This window comes from Curtobacterium sp. YR515 (genome assembly GCF_900113095.1).
GTDB lineage: Bacteria > Actinomycetota > Actinomycetes > Actinomycetales > Microbacteriaceae > Curtobacterium.
The window spans coordinates 439969-456223 of sequence record NZ_FOOD01000004.1; the positions used below are offsets into that span (position 1 = coordinate 439969).

Genomic DNA, 16255 nt, shown 5'->3' on the forward strand with positions numbered 1-16255 from the left:
CACTGCCTGGCTCAGGGGCACCGCGCACGTCGTTCGTCTCCTCGTCCTGGGTTCACCGGCTGGGCGGTGCAGTCCATCTGAACACACCGCTCTCGGATGCGAGGAGTCCGGGTCGGACGTTTCATCACGCGACCCCGGTGGATCCGACCGGTGAGGATGGTGTCACGCCCGTATGGCGGTGATCACGAGGTTCTGCGTCGACGGTGAGCCGTCCGGGAGTTCGAGGCAGGTGATGAGGAGCAGCCGGTCCGGGACGTCGCCCCACACGTCGGCGTCGTCGGCGATGCGGTCCTTGTCCACCAGGGTCGAGCCGGTCACCGTGTACGCCACGCCCGCGACCGTCACCGCGGCACCGGTCGCGACCCGACTCCGACCCCGATCGACGTCCGTCAGGAAGTTCCCCGGGGCGGTGCCGCCGCCCCGCAGGGAGTGCATCACCACGACCACGGTGCCGGACGCGGCGTGCTCGGGGGTGACCCCGACGTCGCGGACCAGGTACGCCGACCGGAATTCCGGCGGCGTGATCCTGCCGCGCACGGCGTCGAGGGCACCGAGCGGGACGTCGAGGCGCACGGACGGGACGCTGAGGCGTCCGGACCCACTGGACGTCGCTCCGGCTCCGGGAGCGCTCGCGACGGGTGCCTCGAGCCGGACGGGGTCGCCGTGCATGTCGCGCGCGGTGCCGGGTGCCGTCGAGTTCGTCGCGGTGACCACCCCGCCGACCCCGAGGCCGAGCATCGTGACCGCGCTCACGGCGGCGAGGACGAGCGGGAGTGAGGACGGTCGTCGACCGGATCGGACGTGCACGGTGTCTCCTCGATGGGTCGGTCGTGGTCGGGGCAGGTCTCGCGCTGGATGTGCGGACCGGTGGGCGCTTCGGGTGCTGCCCACCGGCCCGCGCGCCGGGTCGTCGTTCGGGCGACGGACCCGGCTGGACTCCGCCCGACGCAGGGTCGTCGAGCGGAGCGGTCGGGGGCCGCGGCACGGGTGCCGCGGCGACGGGTCACGGTCGCGTTCGTGCGCGCGTTCGTGCGCGCGTACGGGCGGCCAACACGCCGAGGACGAGCAACAGGGTCAGGCCGCCGCTGCCGAGGAGGGCGACGGACCACCAGGGGGCCGTGCTGTCGGACGTCGTCCCTCCGGTGTCGACCGCCGCGCCGATCGCCGTGGGCACCGGCGACTCGGTCTCCTCGTCTGCGGTCGACGCACCCGGCGTCACGGTCGGCCGGACGGTCGGCTCGGCGGTCGGGGTCGGTTCGGCCGTCGCCGGAGCGGTCGGGGTCGGCGTCGGGGTGGGCTCGACCGTCGCCGGAGCCGTCGGCGTCGGCGTCGGCGTGCTCGTCGGTGCCGTCCCGGACCCCGAGGCACCGCCACCCTGGTGCACGACCGTGCCGCTGACCGAGGAGTCGTCGTCGCCGTCGATGCTGATCGTGGCGGTGTTCGTGTAGGTGCCCGCCAAGCCGCCGTCGGTGACCCGGGTGGCGAAGTGGACGTCGTAGAAGTACCCCTGGCGCGCGGTGAACGTGACGCTCCCGGCCGTGCTGGCGTAGTCCTCCCGGGCCGCCGGTGCCCATCCGGTGAGCCCCTCTCGCCCGTCGTCCCAGGTGGTCGTCCGGTTCGTCTGCCAGAGCGTGGCGAAGGGGTACCCGCGGAAGCTGGTGAGGAGCTCCTGGTCGGGCCCGGGGGTGTCGGTGACCGTGATGCGCTGGCCGTCCCGCATGCCGTCGGCGCCGGAACCGATCGCCACGGTCCACTCGACCACACCCGCGGCGGCGTCGTAGCTGCCCCACTTGCCGCTCGTCCGGCCGGTGAAGGTGCAGTCGACGGTGCACGTCCCGGGTCCGGTGCCGGGCTGTGCGGGTTCGACCGTGGTCGTCACGGCGGTCCCACCGACCTGGTAGGTCGTCGGTGTGGCGGACTCCGTGGTGGTCTCGACGGTGACCCAGAACGAGAACGATCCGTGCAGGTCGTTCGGGTGGGCGGCGACGTAGGCGCTGTCCACGGCGCAGTCGAGCTGGGTCGAGGACACGGTGCACCGTCCCATCGCGGAGCCGTCCGGTGCGAGCAGGGGGAACCCGTCGGAGCGGCCCTGGAGCTCGTGCGGCAGGTCCACCACGAAGCCGGCCGGGGTGGTGGGGGAGTCCGGCAGGGACCACGTGCCGGAGAGTTCGGCGGCGCTGCCGGACGTGACGGTCTGGGACGTGAAGCGGAGACCGTCGATCGTCGCGTTCGTGGTGTACTCGGCGGCGGCGGACGCGGGGACCGCAGCGCTGATGCCGCCGGCGATGGCGGCCACGGCGGCGATCCCGGCCGCGAGGAGGACGGATCCGCGTCGGTCGCGGGATCGGACAGGGTGGTGGTGCATTCGGGCTCTCGGGTTCCTGCGGCAGCCAGGCCCGCGGCACCGAGCGGGGACGTGGCCGTCGACTCGGGTCATCGGGTTGCGGTGCCGAAGGCGAGAGTCCGCCCGCCCCGTTTCGTCACGCGCCGCCGCGAACCGGCACCTACCTGCCGGACGCACCCCGCCCGCGCCGTGAGCGCAGCGAACTGGCGCGTTCGAGGCGGTGACGCCCCGAGCGAAGCGACGGCGGCACTCGCCGGGAAGGCACGAACAGGAAATGCCCCCGGGCCGAAAGGCCAGGGGGCATCCCATTTCCTGTGTCCGAGGGGGGACTTGAACCCCCACGCCCTAATACGGGCACTAGCACCTCAAGCTAGCGCGTCTACCATTTCCGCCACCCGGACAGGTGTTTCTTCACTTGTCGGCCGTCGTTCCGGGCTGTTTCCCCGGCGTTCCTGCCGAGAGAAGACACTAGCACGGGTCTGAACGCCCGATGAACACAGCGGCGCATCCCGGGCGCGTCCTGCTGTGACGTCCGACGCCGGGGCCGTCGGCGCGGACCGGTAGCGTTGGGCCATGACGAACCCGGAGGCCACGCTGACCGACCTCGAGGCCACCGCGGCGATCGCCCGTGACCTCATCCGCATCGACACGACGAACTGGGGCGAGGGGAAGTCCCGCGGCGAGACCGAGGCGGCGCACTACGTCGAGGCGAAGCTCCGTGCGCTCGGGCTCGAGCCGCAGCTGTTCGAGTCCGAACCCGATCGGGTGAGCGTCGTGGCGCGGGTGCCCGGACGCAACCGCGACAAGTCCGCCCTGGTCGTGCACGGCCACCTGGACGTGGTGCCGGCGGACCCGGCGAACTGGTCGGTGGACCCGTTCGGCGGCGAGGTGCGCGACGGCATGCTCTGGGGTCGCGGCGCAGTCGACATGAAGAACATGGACGCGATGATGCTCACGTCGCTGTCGGACGTCATCGAGCAGCAGGGAGCGCCGGAGCGCGACCTCGTGATCGCGTACTTCGCCGACGAGGAGGCCGGGGGAGTCCTCGGATCGCACCACGTCGTCGAGAACCACCCCGAGGTGTTCCGGGGTGCGAGCGCGGCGATCAGCGAGGTCGGCGGCTACTCGATCACCCTCGGTGACCGTCGTGCGTACCTGCTGCAGACGGGCGAGAAGGCCCTGATGTGGATCAAGCTCGTCGCGACCGGCACCGCGGCGCACGGGTCGCACGTCATCCACGACAACGCGGTGACGAAGCTCGCCGCGGCGGTCGCCCGGATCGGCAGCGAGGAGTGGCCGGTGCGGCTGTCGGCGACGACCGACGCGATGGTGGCCGAGGTCGCACGGTTCCTCGGGGTGGACCCGACGGTGACCGGCCCGGACGAGGTGGCGCTGGCCACGGGGTCTGCGTCGCGGTTCATCCACGCGGCCCTGCACACGACGACGAACCCGACGGTGCTCACCGCCGGGTACAAGCACAACGTCATCCCCGACCACGCCGAGGCACTGGTGGACATCCGGTGCCTCCCCGGCGACGAGGAGACGGTGCTGGCGCGTGTCCGGGAGCTCGCGGGCGACGACGTCGAGGTCGTGATGTCCTTCCGCGACATCGGGCTCGAGCAGGACTTCGGCGGCCCCCTGGTCGACGCCGTGCGGGACGTCCTCGGCCGGCACGACCCGGGTGCTCCGGTGCTGCCGTACCTGCTCTCGGGCGGGACGGACAACAAGGCGCTGTCGACGCTGGGGATCGCGGGCTACGGGTTCGTGCCGCTGCAGCTGCCGGCGGGTGTGGACTTCCCGGCGATGTTCCACGGCGTGGACGAACGGGTGCCGCTCGACTCGCTGGCGTTCGGGCGGCGGGTCCTCGGAGACCTCCTCGCCACGTACTGATATTGTGCATGGTCGCCGGTCCGGCGGTGTCCTGAACCGACTCTTCCCGAAAGGCCCGAGCCGTGCACATCCTCGAGGCGATCTTCCTCGGCTTCGTCCAGGGGCTCACCGAGTTCCTCCCGGTGTCGTCCAGCGCCCACCTCCGCATCGTCGGGCTGTTCCTGCCGGACGCGCAGGACCCGGGTGCAGCGTTCACCGCTGTGACGCAGCTCGGCACCGAGACCGCCGTGCTGATCTACTTCTGGCGCGACATCACCCGGATCGTCGGTCGGTGGTTCCGGTCGCTGTCGGGGAAGACCGTGCCCCGGAACGACCCGGACGCCCGACTCGGGTGGCTCGTGATCCTCGGGACCATCCCGATCGGCATCGCCGGCCTGCTGCTCAAGGACTCGATCGAGACGACGTTCCGGTCGCTGTGGATCGTCGCGATCGTCCTCATCGTGTTCGGCATCGTGCTCGGCGTGCTGGACGTCGTCGGCAAGAAGGTCCGGCGCATCGAGCACATGACGTTCGGCGGCGGGATCCTGATCGGCCTCGCCCAGATGCTCGCCCTCGTCCCCGGCGTCTCGCGTTCCGGCGCGACCGTGTCGATGGGGCTCGCGCTCGGCTACACCCGCCCGGCGGCCGCACGGTTCGCGTTCCTGCTCGCCGTGCCCGCCGTGTTCCTCTCCGGCCTGTACGAGGCCGCCACGAGCCTCGGTGACACCGGCGCACCGTTCGGCCTGGTCGACACGCTCATCGCCACGGTGGTCGCCTTCGTCGTCGGCTTCGTCGTGATCGCGGCGTTCATGAACTACATCAGCAAGCGCAGCTTCATGCCGTTCGTCGTCTACCGCATCGCACTCGGTATCGTTCTCATCGTGTTGTTGTCGCTCGGAGTGATCCAGCCGTGAGGGCCTGGCAGGTCCCGTCCGTCCCCGATGTCCCGGGCACCGCGCCCCGCCCGGTCGTGCACGACACGGCGACCGGCAAGCCCGTCGACCCGACCGGTGGCGAGGAGCGTGCGGCGCTCTACGTGTGCGGCATCACCCCGTACGACGCCACCCACCTCGGCCACGCCGCGACCTACCTCTCGTTCGACACGCTGGGTCGTGTCTGGCGGGACGCCGGGTTCGAGGTCGAGTACGCGCAGAACACCACGGACGTCGACGACCCGCTCCTCGAACGGGCAGCGCGGGACGGCGTCGACTGGCGCGAGCTCGCTGCCTCGCAGATCGACCTGTTCCGGCGCGACATGGAGGCGCTGCGGGTCCTGCCGCCGGACGACTTCGTGGCGGTGACGGACGAGGTCGAACGCATCGCCGAGGCCGTGGCGTTCCTGCAGGAGACCGGCTACGCCTACGCGGTGCCGACGCCGGAGTCCGCCGGCGACGACCTCTACTTCGACGTGAACCGCCCGACCGAGGCCTGGTCGCTCGGGGACGAGAGCGGCCTCGATCGCGAGACCATGCTCGCGCTGTCGGCCGAGCGCGGCGGCGACCCCGACCGTGCGGGCAAGCGCGACCCGCTCGACCCGCTGCTCTGGCGCGCCGCACGCGCGGGCGAGCCGAGCTGGGACTCCGCCGTCGGCCCCGGGCGCCCCGGGTGGCACATCGAGTGCAGCGTCATCGCCGGCGACCGCCTCGGTCTGCCGATCAGCGTCCAGGGCGGCGGCAGCGACCTCGTCTTCCCGCACCACGAGATGAGCGCCGGGCACGCCGCAGCGCTCGCGCACCAGCCGCTCGCGCAGGCGTTCGTGCACACCGGGATGATCGCCTACCAGGGTGAGAAGATCTCGAAGTCGCTCGGCAACCTCGTCACGGTCCGTGGGCTGCTCGACGACGGCGCCGACCCGCGTGCGATCCGCCTCGCGCTGCTGTCGCACAAGTACTCCGACGACTGGGAGTGGTTCGACACCGAGCTCACCAGCGCCACGACGCGCCTGGCCACGTGGGACGCCTGGGCCTCCGGGAGCGACGCGGGACACGCCGACGACGCGGCAGAGGTCATCGCCCGGGTCCGCGCCCGTGTCGCGGACGACCTCGACACGCCGGGCGCCGTCGCCGCGGTCGACACGGCGATCGCGGGTGGGACGGCGGTCACGCCGGACCTCGTGGACCTGGTCGACGCCCTGCTCGGCATCCGCCTCGGCTGACCCGGTCGGCCGCCCCCGTTCGTCGAGCGGGCAGGACATGCCGCTCAGGTTCGCCGAGAGGGCGGAATCGCCCGACTCCAGGCGCCGAGCGTGACCGAAAGTGCCCGCTCGCGCGGACGGGACGGGACGCGGCCAGACGACGGACGGGAGGAGGGCCCCACCAGCCGGTACCGGCGCACCGCGCCAGCGGGGTGACGGCCGTGCCTGGAGGGACGGTGCCAGCTGGCACCGCGCCTCCCGTCCGTCCGTGTGGTCGCGTCTACTGCGACGGTGGCGGCGGGCGGAACCCCTCGCCCCCGGCGGTCCCGCCGTCCTTGCCGTCCTTGCGCTCGCGGCGGCGGAGGTACTGCTCGAACTCCTGCGCGATGGCGTCGCCCGACGCCTCGGGGGAGTCGACCGTGTCCCGCGCCTGCTCGAGCTGGCCGATGTAGGACGCCATGTCCTCGTCGTCGGCGGCGAGGGCGTCGATGCCCTCCTCCCACTCGGTGGCGTCGTCGAGCAGCGATCCCCGCGGGACCGTGACGTCGGTGAGCTCCTCGATCTTGTCGAGCAGCGAGAGCGTCGCCTTGGGGGACGGCGAGTTGTGCACGTAGTGCGGCACCGAGGCCCAGAGCGACAGCGTGGTGAGGCCGGCGCTGTCCATCGCGTCGGCGAGCACCCCGAGGATCCCGGTCGGGCCCTCGTACGAGGAGCGGTCGACGTCGAACGCGGCACGGACGCCGGCGTTCTCGCTCGACACGAACACCGAGATGGGTCGGGTGTGCGGGACGTCGGCGAGCATCGCGCCGACGAAGACGACGGCGTCGATCGAGTAGACGTCCGCGAGGTCGATGATCTCCGCGCAGAAGCCGCGCCAGGTCCGCGAGGGCTCCGGGCCGACGAGCACGTAGACGTCGCGTTCGGACGGGGAGCCGGTGGCTCCGATCACGGGTCGGCCCTCGGCACCGGGACCGTGCAGGACGATCCGCGGCCACTGGATGCCCCGGCCGCCGTTCTCGTCCGTGCCGACGTTCGGGCGGTTGAACTGGTAGTCGACGTACCGCTCACCGTCGAGTTCGCGCAGCTCGTCGAGCTCGAGCGACTCGACGATGCGCCTGGCGAGACCGCTCGCCGCTTCTCCGGCGTCGTTCCAGCCCTCGAAGGCGACGACGAGCAGCCGACCGTCGCTGAAGGGGGAGTGCTGTGGCACGGACGGGACCTCCTGGTGGTGGAGCGGGGCGCGGGCGGCTCGCAGGTCGCGCGCGACCGGACATTCGCAGCAACAAGGATAGGGCCGCTCGACCGGAGTGCGTCCACGCGTCCGCGGTGAGCGGAACGCGGGCGGACCGCCCCGGTAGACTCGTCGCCCGTGACCGCGCAACCCTCCGCCCTCGTCCCGCCCGCAGCCGTGCTGTGGGACATGGACGGCACGATCATCGACACCGAGCCGATCTGGCAGCAGTCCCAGGTCGAACTCACCGACCGCTACGGCGTCGTCTGGACCCACGAGGACGGTCTCGCCCTGGTGGGCAGCGGCCTCGAGCGCTCGGGGGAGATCCTCCGCGACAAGGGCGTCGACATGGAGGTCGAGGAGATCATCCAGTGGATGACCGAGTACGTGATGGTGCGCCTGCGCGACGGTGAACTGCCGTGGCGTCCCGGTGCCCGCGAGCTCATCGAGGGCCTGCACGACCGCGGCATCCCGACCGCCCTCGTCACGATGTCCCGTCGGAAGATGGCGCTCGTCGCCGCCGATGCGCTCGGTGCCCGCGGGTTCCGGGTCGTCGTCGCGGGTGACGACGTCGAGCGGCCGAAGCCCTTCCCCGACGCCTACCTGTCCGCCGCCGCACAGCTCGGCGTCGACCCGACCGCGTGCGTCGCGATCGAGGACTCGGCGACCGGCGTCGCCTCGGCCGTGGCCTCCGGCGCGGTCACGGTGGCCGTCGAGCACATCGTCCCGCTGTCGGACATCACGGGCGGCGACGTCCACCTCACCACCCTCGCGGACGTCGACGTCGACCGGCTCGTCGAGCTGACCGGCCCGGCCCTCGCCGCCCGCACCCAGGAGGTCGCACGATGACCGACGCGCTCCCGAACCCCACCGAGTCGCTGCCGCACACCGCGGGCGGCGCACCGCACACCCCGCCGCGCGGACCCTTCCGCGCCGGTGACCGCGTGCAGCTGACCGGTCCGAAGGGCAAGCTGACGACCCTGTCGCTCGAGGTCGCGGGGGAGTACCACACGCACCGCGGCGTCCTCCGGCACGACGACGTCATCGGGCAGCCGGACGGGTCGGTGATCCGGGCGAGCACCGGCGACGAGTACCTCGCGCTGCGTCCGCTCCTCAACGACTACGTGATGTCGATGCCCCGCGGTGCCGCCATCGTGTACCCGAAGGACGCCGCCCAGATCGTGGCCTTCGCCGACGTCTTCCCGGGCGCCCGCGTGGTCGAGGCCGGTGTCGGTTCCGGCGCGCTCTCGCTGTTCCTCCTGCGGGCGATCGGACCGACCGGACAGCTGCAGTCGTTCGAGCGCCGCGAGGAGTTCGCCGCGATCGCCCGTGGCAACGTCGGCACCTTCCTCGGCGCCGTCCCGGACAACTGGTCGGTCACGGTCGGCGACCTCGTCGAGGAGCTGCCCGGCGCCGCCGAACCGCAGAGCGTCGACCGGGTCGTCCTCGACATGCTCGCGCCGTGGGAGTGCGTCGACGCCGCAGCGGACGCCCTCGTCCCCGGTGGTCTCATCGTCTGCTACGTCGCGACCGTCACGCAGCTGTCCCGCACGGCCGAGGCGCTCCGCGACACCGGGCGCTTCACGGACCCGCAGTCCAGCGAGACCCTGGTCCGCACCTGGCACGTCGAGGGCCTCGCCGTCCGCCCGGACCACCGAATGGTCGGGCACACCGGGTTCCTCGTCACGGCACGCCGGCTGGCCGACGGTGTCGTGCTGCCGAACCTGAAGCGTCGCGCAGGCAAGGCGGAGTTCTCCGACGAGGACGTCGAGGCCTGGACGCCCGGCGCCGTCGGCGAGCGGTCGGCCAGCGACAAGAAGCTCCGCAAGGTCGCGCGACAGGCGGCGGCACAGGCCCGCAAGGTCGCCGCAGCCGAGGCCGGACCCGCCGCGTCCGACGCGGACGGCGCTGCTGAGGACGACCGGTAGGCTACGCGACGTGCCCGTCCTGCATCGAACGGAAAGAGGGTCCGTGCGCACCATCCCCGCACTCCTGGTCACCATCGGCCTCGCCGCAGCACTCACCGGGTGCGCGGCGAGCGGGGCCGGTTCCACGCCGTCGAGCTGCGCCGCTCCCGGTGCCGCGTCCGAGGCGGTCACCGCCACGGGTGCGTTCGGCAAGGAGCCGAAGGTCAACATCCCGAGCGGCCTCACCACGAAGGGCACCCAGGTCTCGGTCCTCCGCCAGGGCGAGGGTCGCGAGATCGAGGACGGCACGCCCGTCGTGATCGAGTACACCCTCGTCGACGGTGCGACCGGCGAGGTCGCACAGACGAGCGGGTACTCCGGCCAGACCGCCCCGATCACCGCGGGTGCCGACAACTACGGGGCGCTCGGCGCCTCCCTCGAGTGCGCGCACGTCGGTGACCGCCTCGCCGTCGCACTGCCGAAGAGCGCCCTGAGCTCCTCGACCACCGGCGACACGGAGACCTCGTCGACCAAGACCGAGGACGCCGTCATCGCCGTCATCGACGTCAAGAAGGCCTTCGACGCCCGCGCGACCGGCACGCCGCAGCTCGCCGGGGACGGGATGCCCGCCGTCGTCCTCGCGCCGTCGGGTGCGCCCGGCATCACGATCCCCTCGTGGTCCGCGCCGAAGTCGGACGAGACGCACCTGCTCCGCAAGGGGCACGGCGCCGAGCTCACCGACAAGGACACCGCCGTCATCAAGTACACCGCCGTGTCGTGGCCCGCTGACGGCACCGACGCCTCGGTGGCCGGCTCCAGCTGGACCGACGGCTCGGGCGCGCAGACCGTGCCGCTCACCAAGGGCCAGGTGCAGGAAGGCGTCCGGAACGCCATCGTCGGGCACCGTGTCGGCGACCAGGTGCTCACGATCGTGCACCAGCAGGGCGCGGCGTACGCGTACGTGATCGACGTCCTCGGGAAGATCTCCGCCTGACCCTCCCGGACCGTCCACGGACCGCGGCGCGGGTGCACTCCGGTGCACCCGCGCTGCCGTAGGATCGGCTCGTGCCAGCGACCCGTGTACCCCGTGTGCCTGCCGAGGAACGGCTGTTCAGCCTGGTGCTCGCGCTGCTCTCGACGGAGTCCGGGCTGACGAAGTCCGAGATCCTGGCCAACGTGCAGGGCTACCGGCAGCGGTTCACGACGGGCGGCGACAACGCCTCGCTGGAGCGCCAGTTCGAGCGCGACAAGGACGACGTCCGCGAGCTGGGCATCCCACTCGAGACCATCGAGACCCCGGGTGCCGCCGGCAACAACCAGACGCTCCGCTACCGGATCCCGAAGGGCGAGTACGACCTGCCCGTCGACGTCCGCTTCACGCCGGACGAGTCCGCGCTCCTGTCCCTCGCCGCGATGGCCTGGCGCGAGGGCGCGCTCTCCGCCGACTCCCGTCGCGGCCTGCTCAAGGTGCGGTCCGCCGGATCCGAGGACGACGGCGCCGGGGCCCTCGGCGTCGATGCGTACGCCCCGCGGCTCCGCGCCCGTGACGTCGCCTTCGAACCGCTGCGCTCGGCGCTCGACCGGTCCGCCGCGGTCCGCTTCGACTACATCACGCCGGGGCAGCACGAGCCGCGTCGGCGTGCGGTGGCCCCGGTCGCCCTCGTCCAGCACGGCGGCCGCTGGATGCTCGCCGCGCACGAGTTCGCGACGGACAGCGAGAAGAACTACCTGCTCTCCCGGATCGTCGGGCCCGTCGCCCAGTACGAGGTCGGGCAGCACCCGGCCCCGGCCGGCGCGGGCGAACGCGCGCTGGCGGAGCTCGAGCGCATCTGGGCGGCACGCACCGCCCGGATCCGGGTCGCACCGGGGTCGGACGCCGAACGTCGGCTCGCCCGCCGGCGGGACACCGAGACCGATGACGACGGTGCCCTCGTCCTGCACCACGTCGACCCCCAGATCCTCGCCGAGGAGCTCGCCGCCTTCGGGCCCGAGGTTCGCGTGCTCGAGCCGGACGACCTGCGCGACCGGGTGACCGAGCGCCTGCGGGCCCTCGTCGCCGACCACGCCGACGCACCGGCACCCGCCGACGCACCGGCACCCGCGGACCACGCCGACGCACCGGCACCCGCAGGCCAGGCCGAGCCCGCCGCCGACCAGGACGGGAGCCCCCGTGGCTGAGCAGCAACCACTCCAGGCGCAGGACAAGCTCGCGTTCCTGCTCGCCCTCGTGCCGTACCTGATCGACCGCGAACGCGTCTCGGTCGCCGAGGCCGCTCGGCACTTCGGCGTCCCCGAGACCCGGATCCGCCGTGCCGTCGAGCTCATCGCGGTGTCCGGCGTCCCCGGCGAGACGATGCAGTACCAGCACGGCGACCTGTTCGACATCGCGTGGGACGACTTCGACCAGAACGACATGATCGTGCTGACGAACCTCGTCGCGATCGACGACTCCCCGCGGCTCTCGGCGCGCGAGGCGTCCGCTCTCATCGCCGGGCTGCAGTACCTGTCCGCCCTGCCCGAGGCCGCGGACCGCGACGCGATCCGCGCGCTCATGGCGAAGCTGTCCCGCGGTGCCGGCGGCGCGGCCGCGAACGTCGCCGTCGGGCAGGACCTGCACGACGTCGCCCTCGCGGTCATCCGCAAGGCGATGGCCGACGGTCGTGGGCTCGCGTTCGAGTACGCCGGTCCGCGCACGCAGGGGAGCACCCGCCGCGTCGACGCGCTGCGCGTGGAGTCGATCGACACCGACTGGTACCTGCGGGCCTGGGACCTCGACCGACAGGCCCTCCGGACGTTCCGGCTCGACCGGATGTCCGGCGTACGGGTCGACGACCGCCCGGCGGAGAAGTCGATCGACGACGTGGTGATCCCGGACACGCTGTTCCAGCAGGCGGCCGAGGACGTGATCGTCACCGTCGAGCTCGACTCCTCGTCGCTGCCGCTCGTGGCCGACTTCCTCGCCGACACGGCCGACGCGCCCGACACCGACGGCCGGGTGCGCATCCGGCTGGCGGCGTCGAACGGCTTCGACGGTGTGGTGCGGCTCGTCGCGGGGCTGCCCGGTCGCGCGGTCGTGCTCGACCCGCCGGCCGCACGGGCCGCGGTGCGCGACTTCGCCGCGGCGGCCCTCGCCGCCGACTGAGCCGCGCGCGATCGCCGGACCGGCGCTGCGTGTCGCGCACGTCGAACCACGAAACCGACGTCGAACCGGCACCGCGACGTGGTTCGACGTCGGTTCCGTGGTTCGAACCGAGCGCGGCCGCCGAGCTGCGCGCGACCGCCGGACCGGACACGCGTCGGCCCCGCCGCCGACGTACCGACCGACGGACGGGAGGCGCGGTGCGGGCCCGCCCCGCGCCTCCAGGCCCGTGACCCTCCTGTGCGAACGCACGTCGCGGCCGACTGTCGGTCCCGACCCCGTAGGATCGACCCATGGCTTCGACGACCGCGCGCGGGCGAGCGAGGCGGACCGGGCGTCCGACGAAGGACGCCGAAGGCCGCATGTCGCTCGGGCAGCACCTCATCGAGCTGCGCAACCGCCTGTTCCGCGCAGTGATCGCGATCGTCATCGCCGCGGTCGGTGGGTGGTTCCTCACCCCGTTCGTGCTCGACGCGCTCCGGTCGCCGGTCTCCCAGCTCGCCAAGGTCGGCGGGCACACGGCCGAACTGAACTTCCCGATGATCACTGGCGCGTTCGACCTGAAGCTGCAGATCGCCATCACGATCGGCATCGTCATCGCGAGCCCGGTGTGGCTCTACCAGATCTGGGCGTTCATCGTCCCGGCACTGGTGCGACGTGAGAAGCAGTACGTGTGGGGCTTCCTCGGGACCGCGATCCCGTTGTTCTTCGCCGGATGCTGGTTCGGGTGGTACATCCTGCCGCACGTGGTCGGCATCCTCGGCAGCTTCGTGTCGAGCCAGGACACCTCGATCGTCGACGCCAAGGCCTACTACGACTTCGTCATCAAGCTCATCGTCGCCGTCGGCATCGCGTTCGTCCTGCCGGTGTTCCTCGTGCTGCTGAACTTCGTCGGCGTGCTGTCCGCGTCCTCGATCATCAAGTCCTGGCGCGTAGCGATCCTCTGCATCCTGGTCTTCTGCGCCATCGTGACGCCCAGCGCCGACGTCATCTCGATGTTCCTGCTCGCCGTGCCGATGATCGTGCTGTACGTCGCCGCGTGCGCGGTGGCCTGGCTCCACGACCGCCGGGTGGCGAAGCGCCAGGCGAAGCTCGACGAAGAGTACGGCCTGTGAGCACGACGGAGCCGAGCGCTGCCGAACGGTTCCGGGCGGCGAAGGTCCGGAACCGGTCCCGCAACCTCGAACTCTTCCGCGCCGACCTGCGGTTCGACCTCGACCCGTTCCAGTTCGCCGCGTGCGACGCGCTCGACCAGGGGCGCAGCGTCCTCGTGGCCGCGCCGACCGGTGCAGGCAAGACGATCGTGGCCGAGTTCGCGATCTGGCTGGCGATGCGGCAGCCGACGGCGAAGGTGTTCTACACGACGCCGATGAAGGCCCTGAGCAACCAGAAGTACGCCGAGCTCGTCGACGTCTACGGCGAGTCCGAGGTCGGGCTGCTGACCGGCGACACGAACGTGAACCCGCGGGCCCGCGTCGTCGTGATGACGACCGAGGTCCTGCGCAACATGATCTACGCGGACTCCGACCTGCTCGACGACCTCGCGTGGGTCGTCCTCGACGAGGTCCACTACCTCGCCGACCGGTTCCGCGGTGCCGTCTGGGAAGAGGTGATCCTGCACCTCCCGACCGAGGTCCGGCTCGTCTCCCTCAGCGCCACGGTCTCCAACGCGGAAGAGTTCGGCGACTGGCTGCAGACCGTCCGCGGCGACACCGACGTCATCGTCTCCGAGGACCGCCCCGTGCCGCTCGAGCAGCACGTGCTCGTCGGCTCGAAGATGGTCGACCTGTTCGACTCCAGCGGTGCCGCGGCGACGAACCGCGTCAACCCGGAGCTGCTCCGGCTCGTCGGCGGTGCCTCGCGCAGCGAACGGCACGGCGGCGGACACCGCGGCGGACGGGGGCGCGGGGGCTACCACGACCGTCGTGGTCCGCGCACCGAGAAGCTGCACCGCGAGCGCATCGCCCACATGCTCGACGAGCGGATGCTCCTGCCCGCGATCTTCTTCGTGTTCAGCAGGAACGGGTGCGACCAGGGCGTCCGGAACGTCCTCCGGTCGGGGCTGTCGCTGACGACGGCGCAGGAGCGCAACGAGATCCGCGAGACGGCGGAGTACCACTGCCGCACCCTCCTCGACGAGGACCTCGCCGTGCTCGGCTACTGGGAGTGGCTCGAGGGTCTCGAGCGCGGCGTCGCGGCGCACCACGCGGGGCTCCTGCCGGCCTTCAAGGAGGTGGTGGAGGACCTCTTCCAGCGCAAGCTCCTCAAGGTCGTGTTCGCGACGGAGACCCTGGCGCTCGGCGTGAACATGCCGGCCCGCACGGTCGTCCTCGAGAAGCTCGAGAAGTTCAACGGCGAGGCCCGCGTCCCGATCACGCCGGGGGAGTACACGCAGCTCACCGGTCGCGCCGGGCGTCGTGGCATCGACGTCGAGGGGCACTCGGTCATCCAGTGGTCGGACGGCCTCGACCCCCAGGGCGTCGCGTCGCTCGCGAGCCGCCGCACCTACCCGCTGAACTCGTCGTTCAAGCCGACCTACAACATGGCCGTGAACCTCATCGACCAGTTCGGTCGGCAGCGCACGCGCGAGGTCCTCGAGACGTCGTTCGCGCAGTTCCAGGCCGACCGTTCGGTCGTCGACCTCGCGCGGAAGGTCCGGTCGCAGCAGGAGTCCCTCGACGGCTACCAGCAGGCGATGCAGTGCCACCTCGGTGACTTCACCGAGTACGCGGCCCTGCGCCGTGAACTCTCCGATCTCGAGCGGACGAACGTCCCCGGCGGGCGCGAGGCCTCGCACGGCGCCCGGGCCGAACGGCAGGCCGCCATCACGGACGTCCGACGGCGCATGCAGCGGCACCCCTGCCACGCCTGCCCTGACCGAGAGGCCCACGCGCGCTGGTCCGAGCGCTGGTACAAGCTCAAGCGCGCCAACGACAAGCTCCTGCAGCAGATCCGTTCCCGCACGGGTGCGGTCGCGACCACGTTCGACCGGGTCACGAACGTGCTCCTGCAGCTCGGCTACCTGGTCGACACCGGCAACGGCGAGGCCACGGTCGCCGCCGGCGGGCGTCGGCTGCAGCGGATCTACGGTGAGCGCGACCTGCTCGTCGCCGAGTGCCTCGAGGCGGGCGTCTGGAAGGACCTCACCCCGGCGCAGCTCGCCGCGATGGCCGCCACGATCGTCTACCAGCCCCGCCGAGAAGACGCGCCCGGCACCGAGCACGCCCTGCCCCGCGGGGCGTTCCGTCCGGCACTCGACGAGACCCTGACCATCTGGTCCCGACTCGACGACATCGAGCGCGACGCCCGACTCGCCGGGTCGCAGCCGCCGACCCCGGCCGCCGCGGTCGGCATGTTCCGCTGGGCGTCCGGTTCCGCGCTCGACGACGTGCTGCGCACGCTCGACCTGCCGGCCGGTGACTTCGTGCGCTGGTCGAAGCAGGTCATCGACCTGCTCGACCAGATCCGGAACGCCGGCGACGACGACCTCGCCCAGACCGCACGGCGGGCGACGGACGCGGTGCGCCGCGGCATCGTCGCCTACGCGGCGGTCTGACAGGAGGCACGGTGCCGGTTCCCGAGTCCGACGTGCGCCCGCAGGGCGCCGCCTCCGCTGCCTCCACTTCCTCAG

The 16255-nt window shown here is 72.0% G+C and carries 13 protein-coding genes and 1 tRNA gene; 10 read left to right on the forward strand and 4 right to left on the reverse strand.

Annotated features, from left to right (window positions below):
• Positions 1-162: 162 nt before the first annotated feature.
• From BM028_RS13375 to BM028_RS13385, 3 genes are all read right to left on the reverse strand, one after another.
• Entirely contained in the window at positions 163-807 is a 645-nt protein-coding gene (locus tag BM028_RS13375; RefSeq protein WP_254789579.1) for a class F sortase, read from the reverse strand.
• A 196-nt stretch (positions 808-1003) separates the two neighbouring features.
• Complete coding sequence (locus BM028_RS18290; protein WP_302847588.1) at positions 1004-2296, reverse strand: collagen binding domain-containing protein; 1293 nt, start codon at positions 2294-2296, stop codon at positions 1004-1006.
• Between the two features lie 363 nt (positions 2297-2659).
• Positions 2660-2745: transfer RNA gene (locus BM028_RS13385), tRNA-Leu, on the reverse strand.
• 172 nt (positions 2746-2917) lie between these two features.
• On the opposite strand from BM028_RS13385, the gene BM028_RS13390 reads away from it, so the two are divergent.
• The 3 genes from BM028_RS13390 (at position 2918) to mshC (ending at position 6368) form a co-directional block, all read left to right on the forward strand.
• On the forward strand, positions 2918-4234 hold the full coding sequence (locus BM028_RS13390; protein WP_092387087.1) for a M20/M25/M40 family metallo-hydrolase: 1317 nt from the start codon (positions 2918-2920) through the stop codon (positions 4232-4234).
• Positions 4235-4296: 62 nt separating this feature from the next.
• Positions 4297-5127, forward strand: coding sequence for an undecaprenyl-diphosphate phosphatase (locus BM028_RS13395; RefSeq protein ID WP_092387089.1), 831 nt, complete (start codon positions 4297-4299; stop codon positions 5125-5127).
• Positions 5124-6368, forward strand: a complete 1245-nt coding sequence (gene mshC, locus BM028_RS13400; RefSeq protein WP_070419013.1) for a cysteine--1-D-myo-inosityl 2-amino-2-deoxy-alpha-D-glucopyranoside ligase — start codon at positions 5124-5126, stop codon at positions 6366-6368. The genes BM028_RS13395 and mshC overlap by 4 nt, the downstream gene beginning before the upstream one ends.
• Positions 6369-6627: 259 nt before the next feature.
• On the opposite strand, the gene BM028_RS13405 is transcribed toward mshC, so the two are convergent.
• Positions 6628-7557, reverse strand: a complete 930-nt coding sequence (locus BM028_RS13405; RefSeq protein WP_070419012.1) for a proteasome assembly chaperone family protein — start codon at positions 7555-7557, stop codon at positions 6628-6630.
• 159 nt (positions 7558-7716) lie between these two features.
• Here BM028_RS13405 and BM028_RS13410 point away from each other — a divergent pair, with 159 nt between their 5' ends.
• The 7 genes from BM028_RS13410 to BM028_RS13440 all read left to right on the forward strand — a co-directional run bounded on the left by BM028_RS13410 (position 7717) and on the right by BM028_RS13440 (position 16180).
• On the forward strand, positions 7717-8427 hold the full coding sequence (locus BM028_RS13410; protein WP_229085973.1) for an HAD family hydrolase: 711 nt from the start codon (positions 7717-7719) through the stop codon (positions 8425-8427).
• Positions 8424-9506, forward strand: coding sequence for a tRNA (adenine-N1)-methyltransferase (locus tag BM028_RS13415; protein WP_229085971.1), 1083 nt, complete (start codon positions 8424-8426; stop codon positions 9504-9506). The genes BM028_RS13410 and BM028_RS13415 overlap by 4 nt, the downstream gene beginning before the upstream one ends.
• A 43-nt stretch (positions 9507-9549) precedes the next feature.
• The gene (locus BM028_RS13420) at positions 9550-10479 is read left to right on the forward strand and encodes an FKBP-type peptidyl-prolyl cis-trans isomerase (RefSeq protein ID WP_092387091.1); all 930 of its coding nucleotides are present in this window, start codon (positions 9550-9552) and stop codon (positions 10477-10479) included.
• Positions 10480-10550: 71 nt separating this feature from the next.
• Positions 10551-11663, forward strand: a complete 1113-nt coding sequence (locus BM028_RS13425; RefSeq protein WP_254789581.1) for a helix-turn-helix transcriptional regulator — start codon at positions 10551-10553, stop codon at positions 11661-11663.
• Complete coding sequence (locus BM028_RS13430) at positions 11656-12627, forward strand: helix-turn-helix transcriptional regulator (protein ID WP_071301561.1); 972 nt, start codon at positions 11656-11658, stop codon at positions 12625-12627. Before BM028_RS13425 ends, BM028_RS13430 begins: the two co-directional genes overlap by 8 nt.
• A 359-nt stretch (positions 12628-12986) precedes the next feature.
• Positions 12987-13739 carry a twin-arginine translocase subunit TatC gene (tatC, locus tag BM028_RS13435; RefSeq protein WP_092387093.1) on the forward strand — a complete coding sequence of 251 codons (753 nt, stop codon included), beginning with the start codon at positions 12987-12989 and terminating at the stop codon, positions 13737-13739.
• On the forward strand, positions 13736-16180 hold the full coding sequence (locus BM028_RS13440; protein WP_071294706.1) for a DEAD/DEAH box helicase: 2445 nt from the start codon (positions 13736-13738) through the stop codon (positions 16178-16180). Before tatC ends, BM028_RS13440 begins: the two co-directional genes overlap by 4 nt.
• Positions 16181-16255: the final 75 nt, after the last annotated feature.

What these genes read in the sequence shown, in the direction of transcription:
- BM028_RS13390 (WP_092387087.1), top strand. Translation starts at nt 2,918, where the DNA reads ATGACGAACCCGGAGGCCACGCTGACCGACCTCGAGGCCACCGCGGCG.
- tatC (WP_092387093.1), top strand. Translation starts at nt 12,987, where the DNA reads ATGTCGCTCGGGCAGCACCTCATCGAGCTGCGCAACCGCCTGTTCCGC.
- BM028_RS13415 (WP_229085971.1), top strand. Translation starts at nt 8,424, where the DNA reads ATGACCGACGCGCTCCCGAACCCCACCGAGTCGCTGCCGCACACCGCG.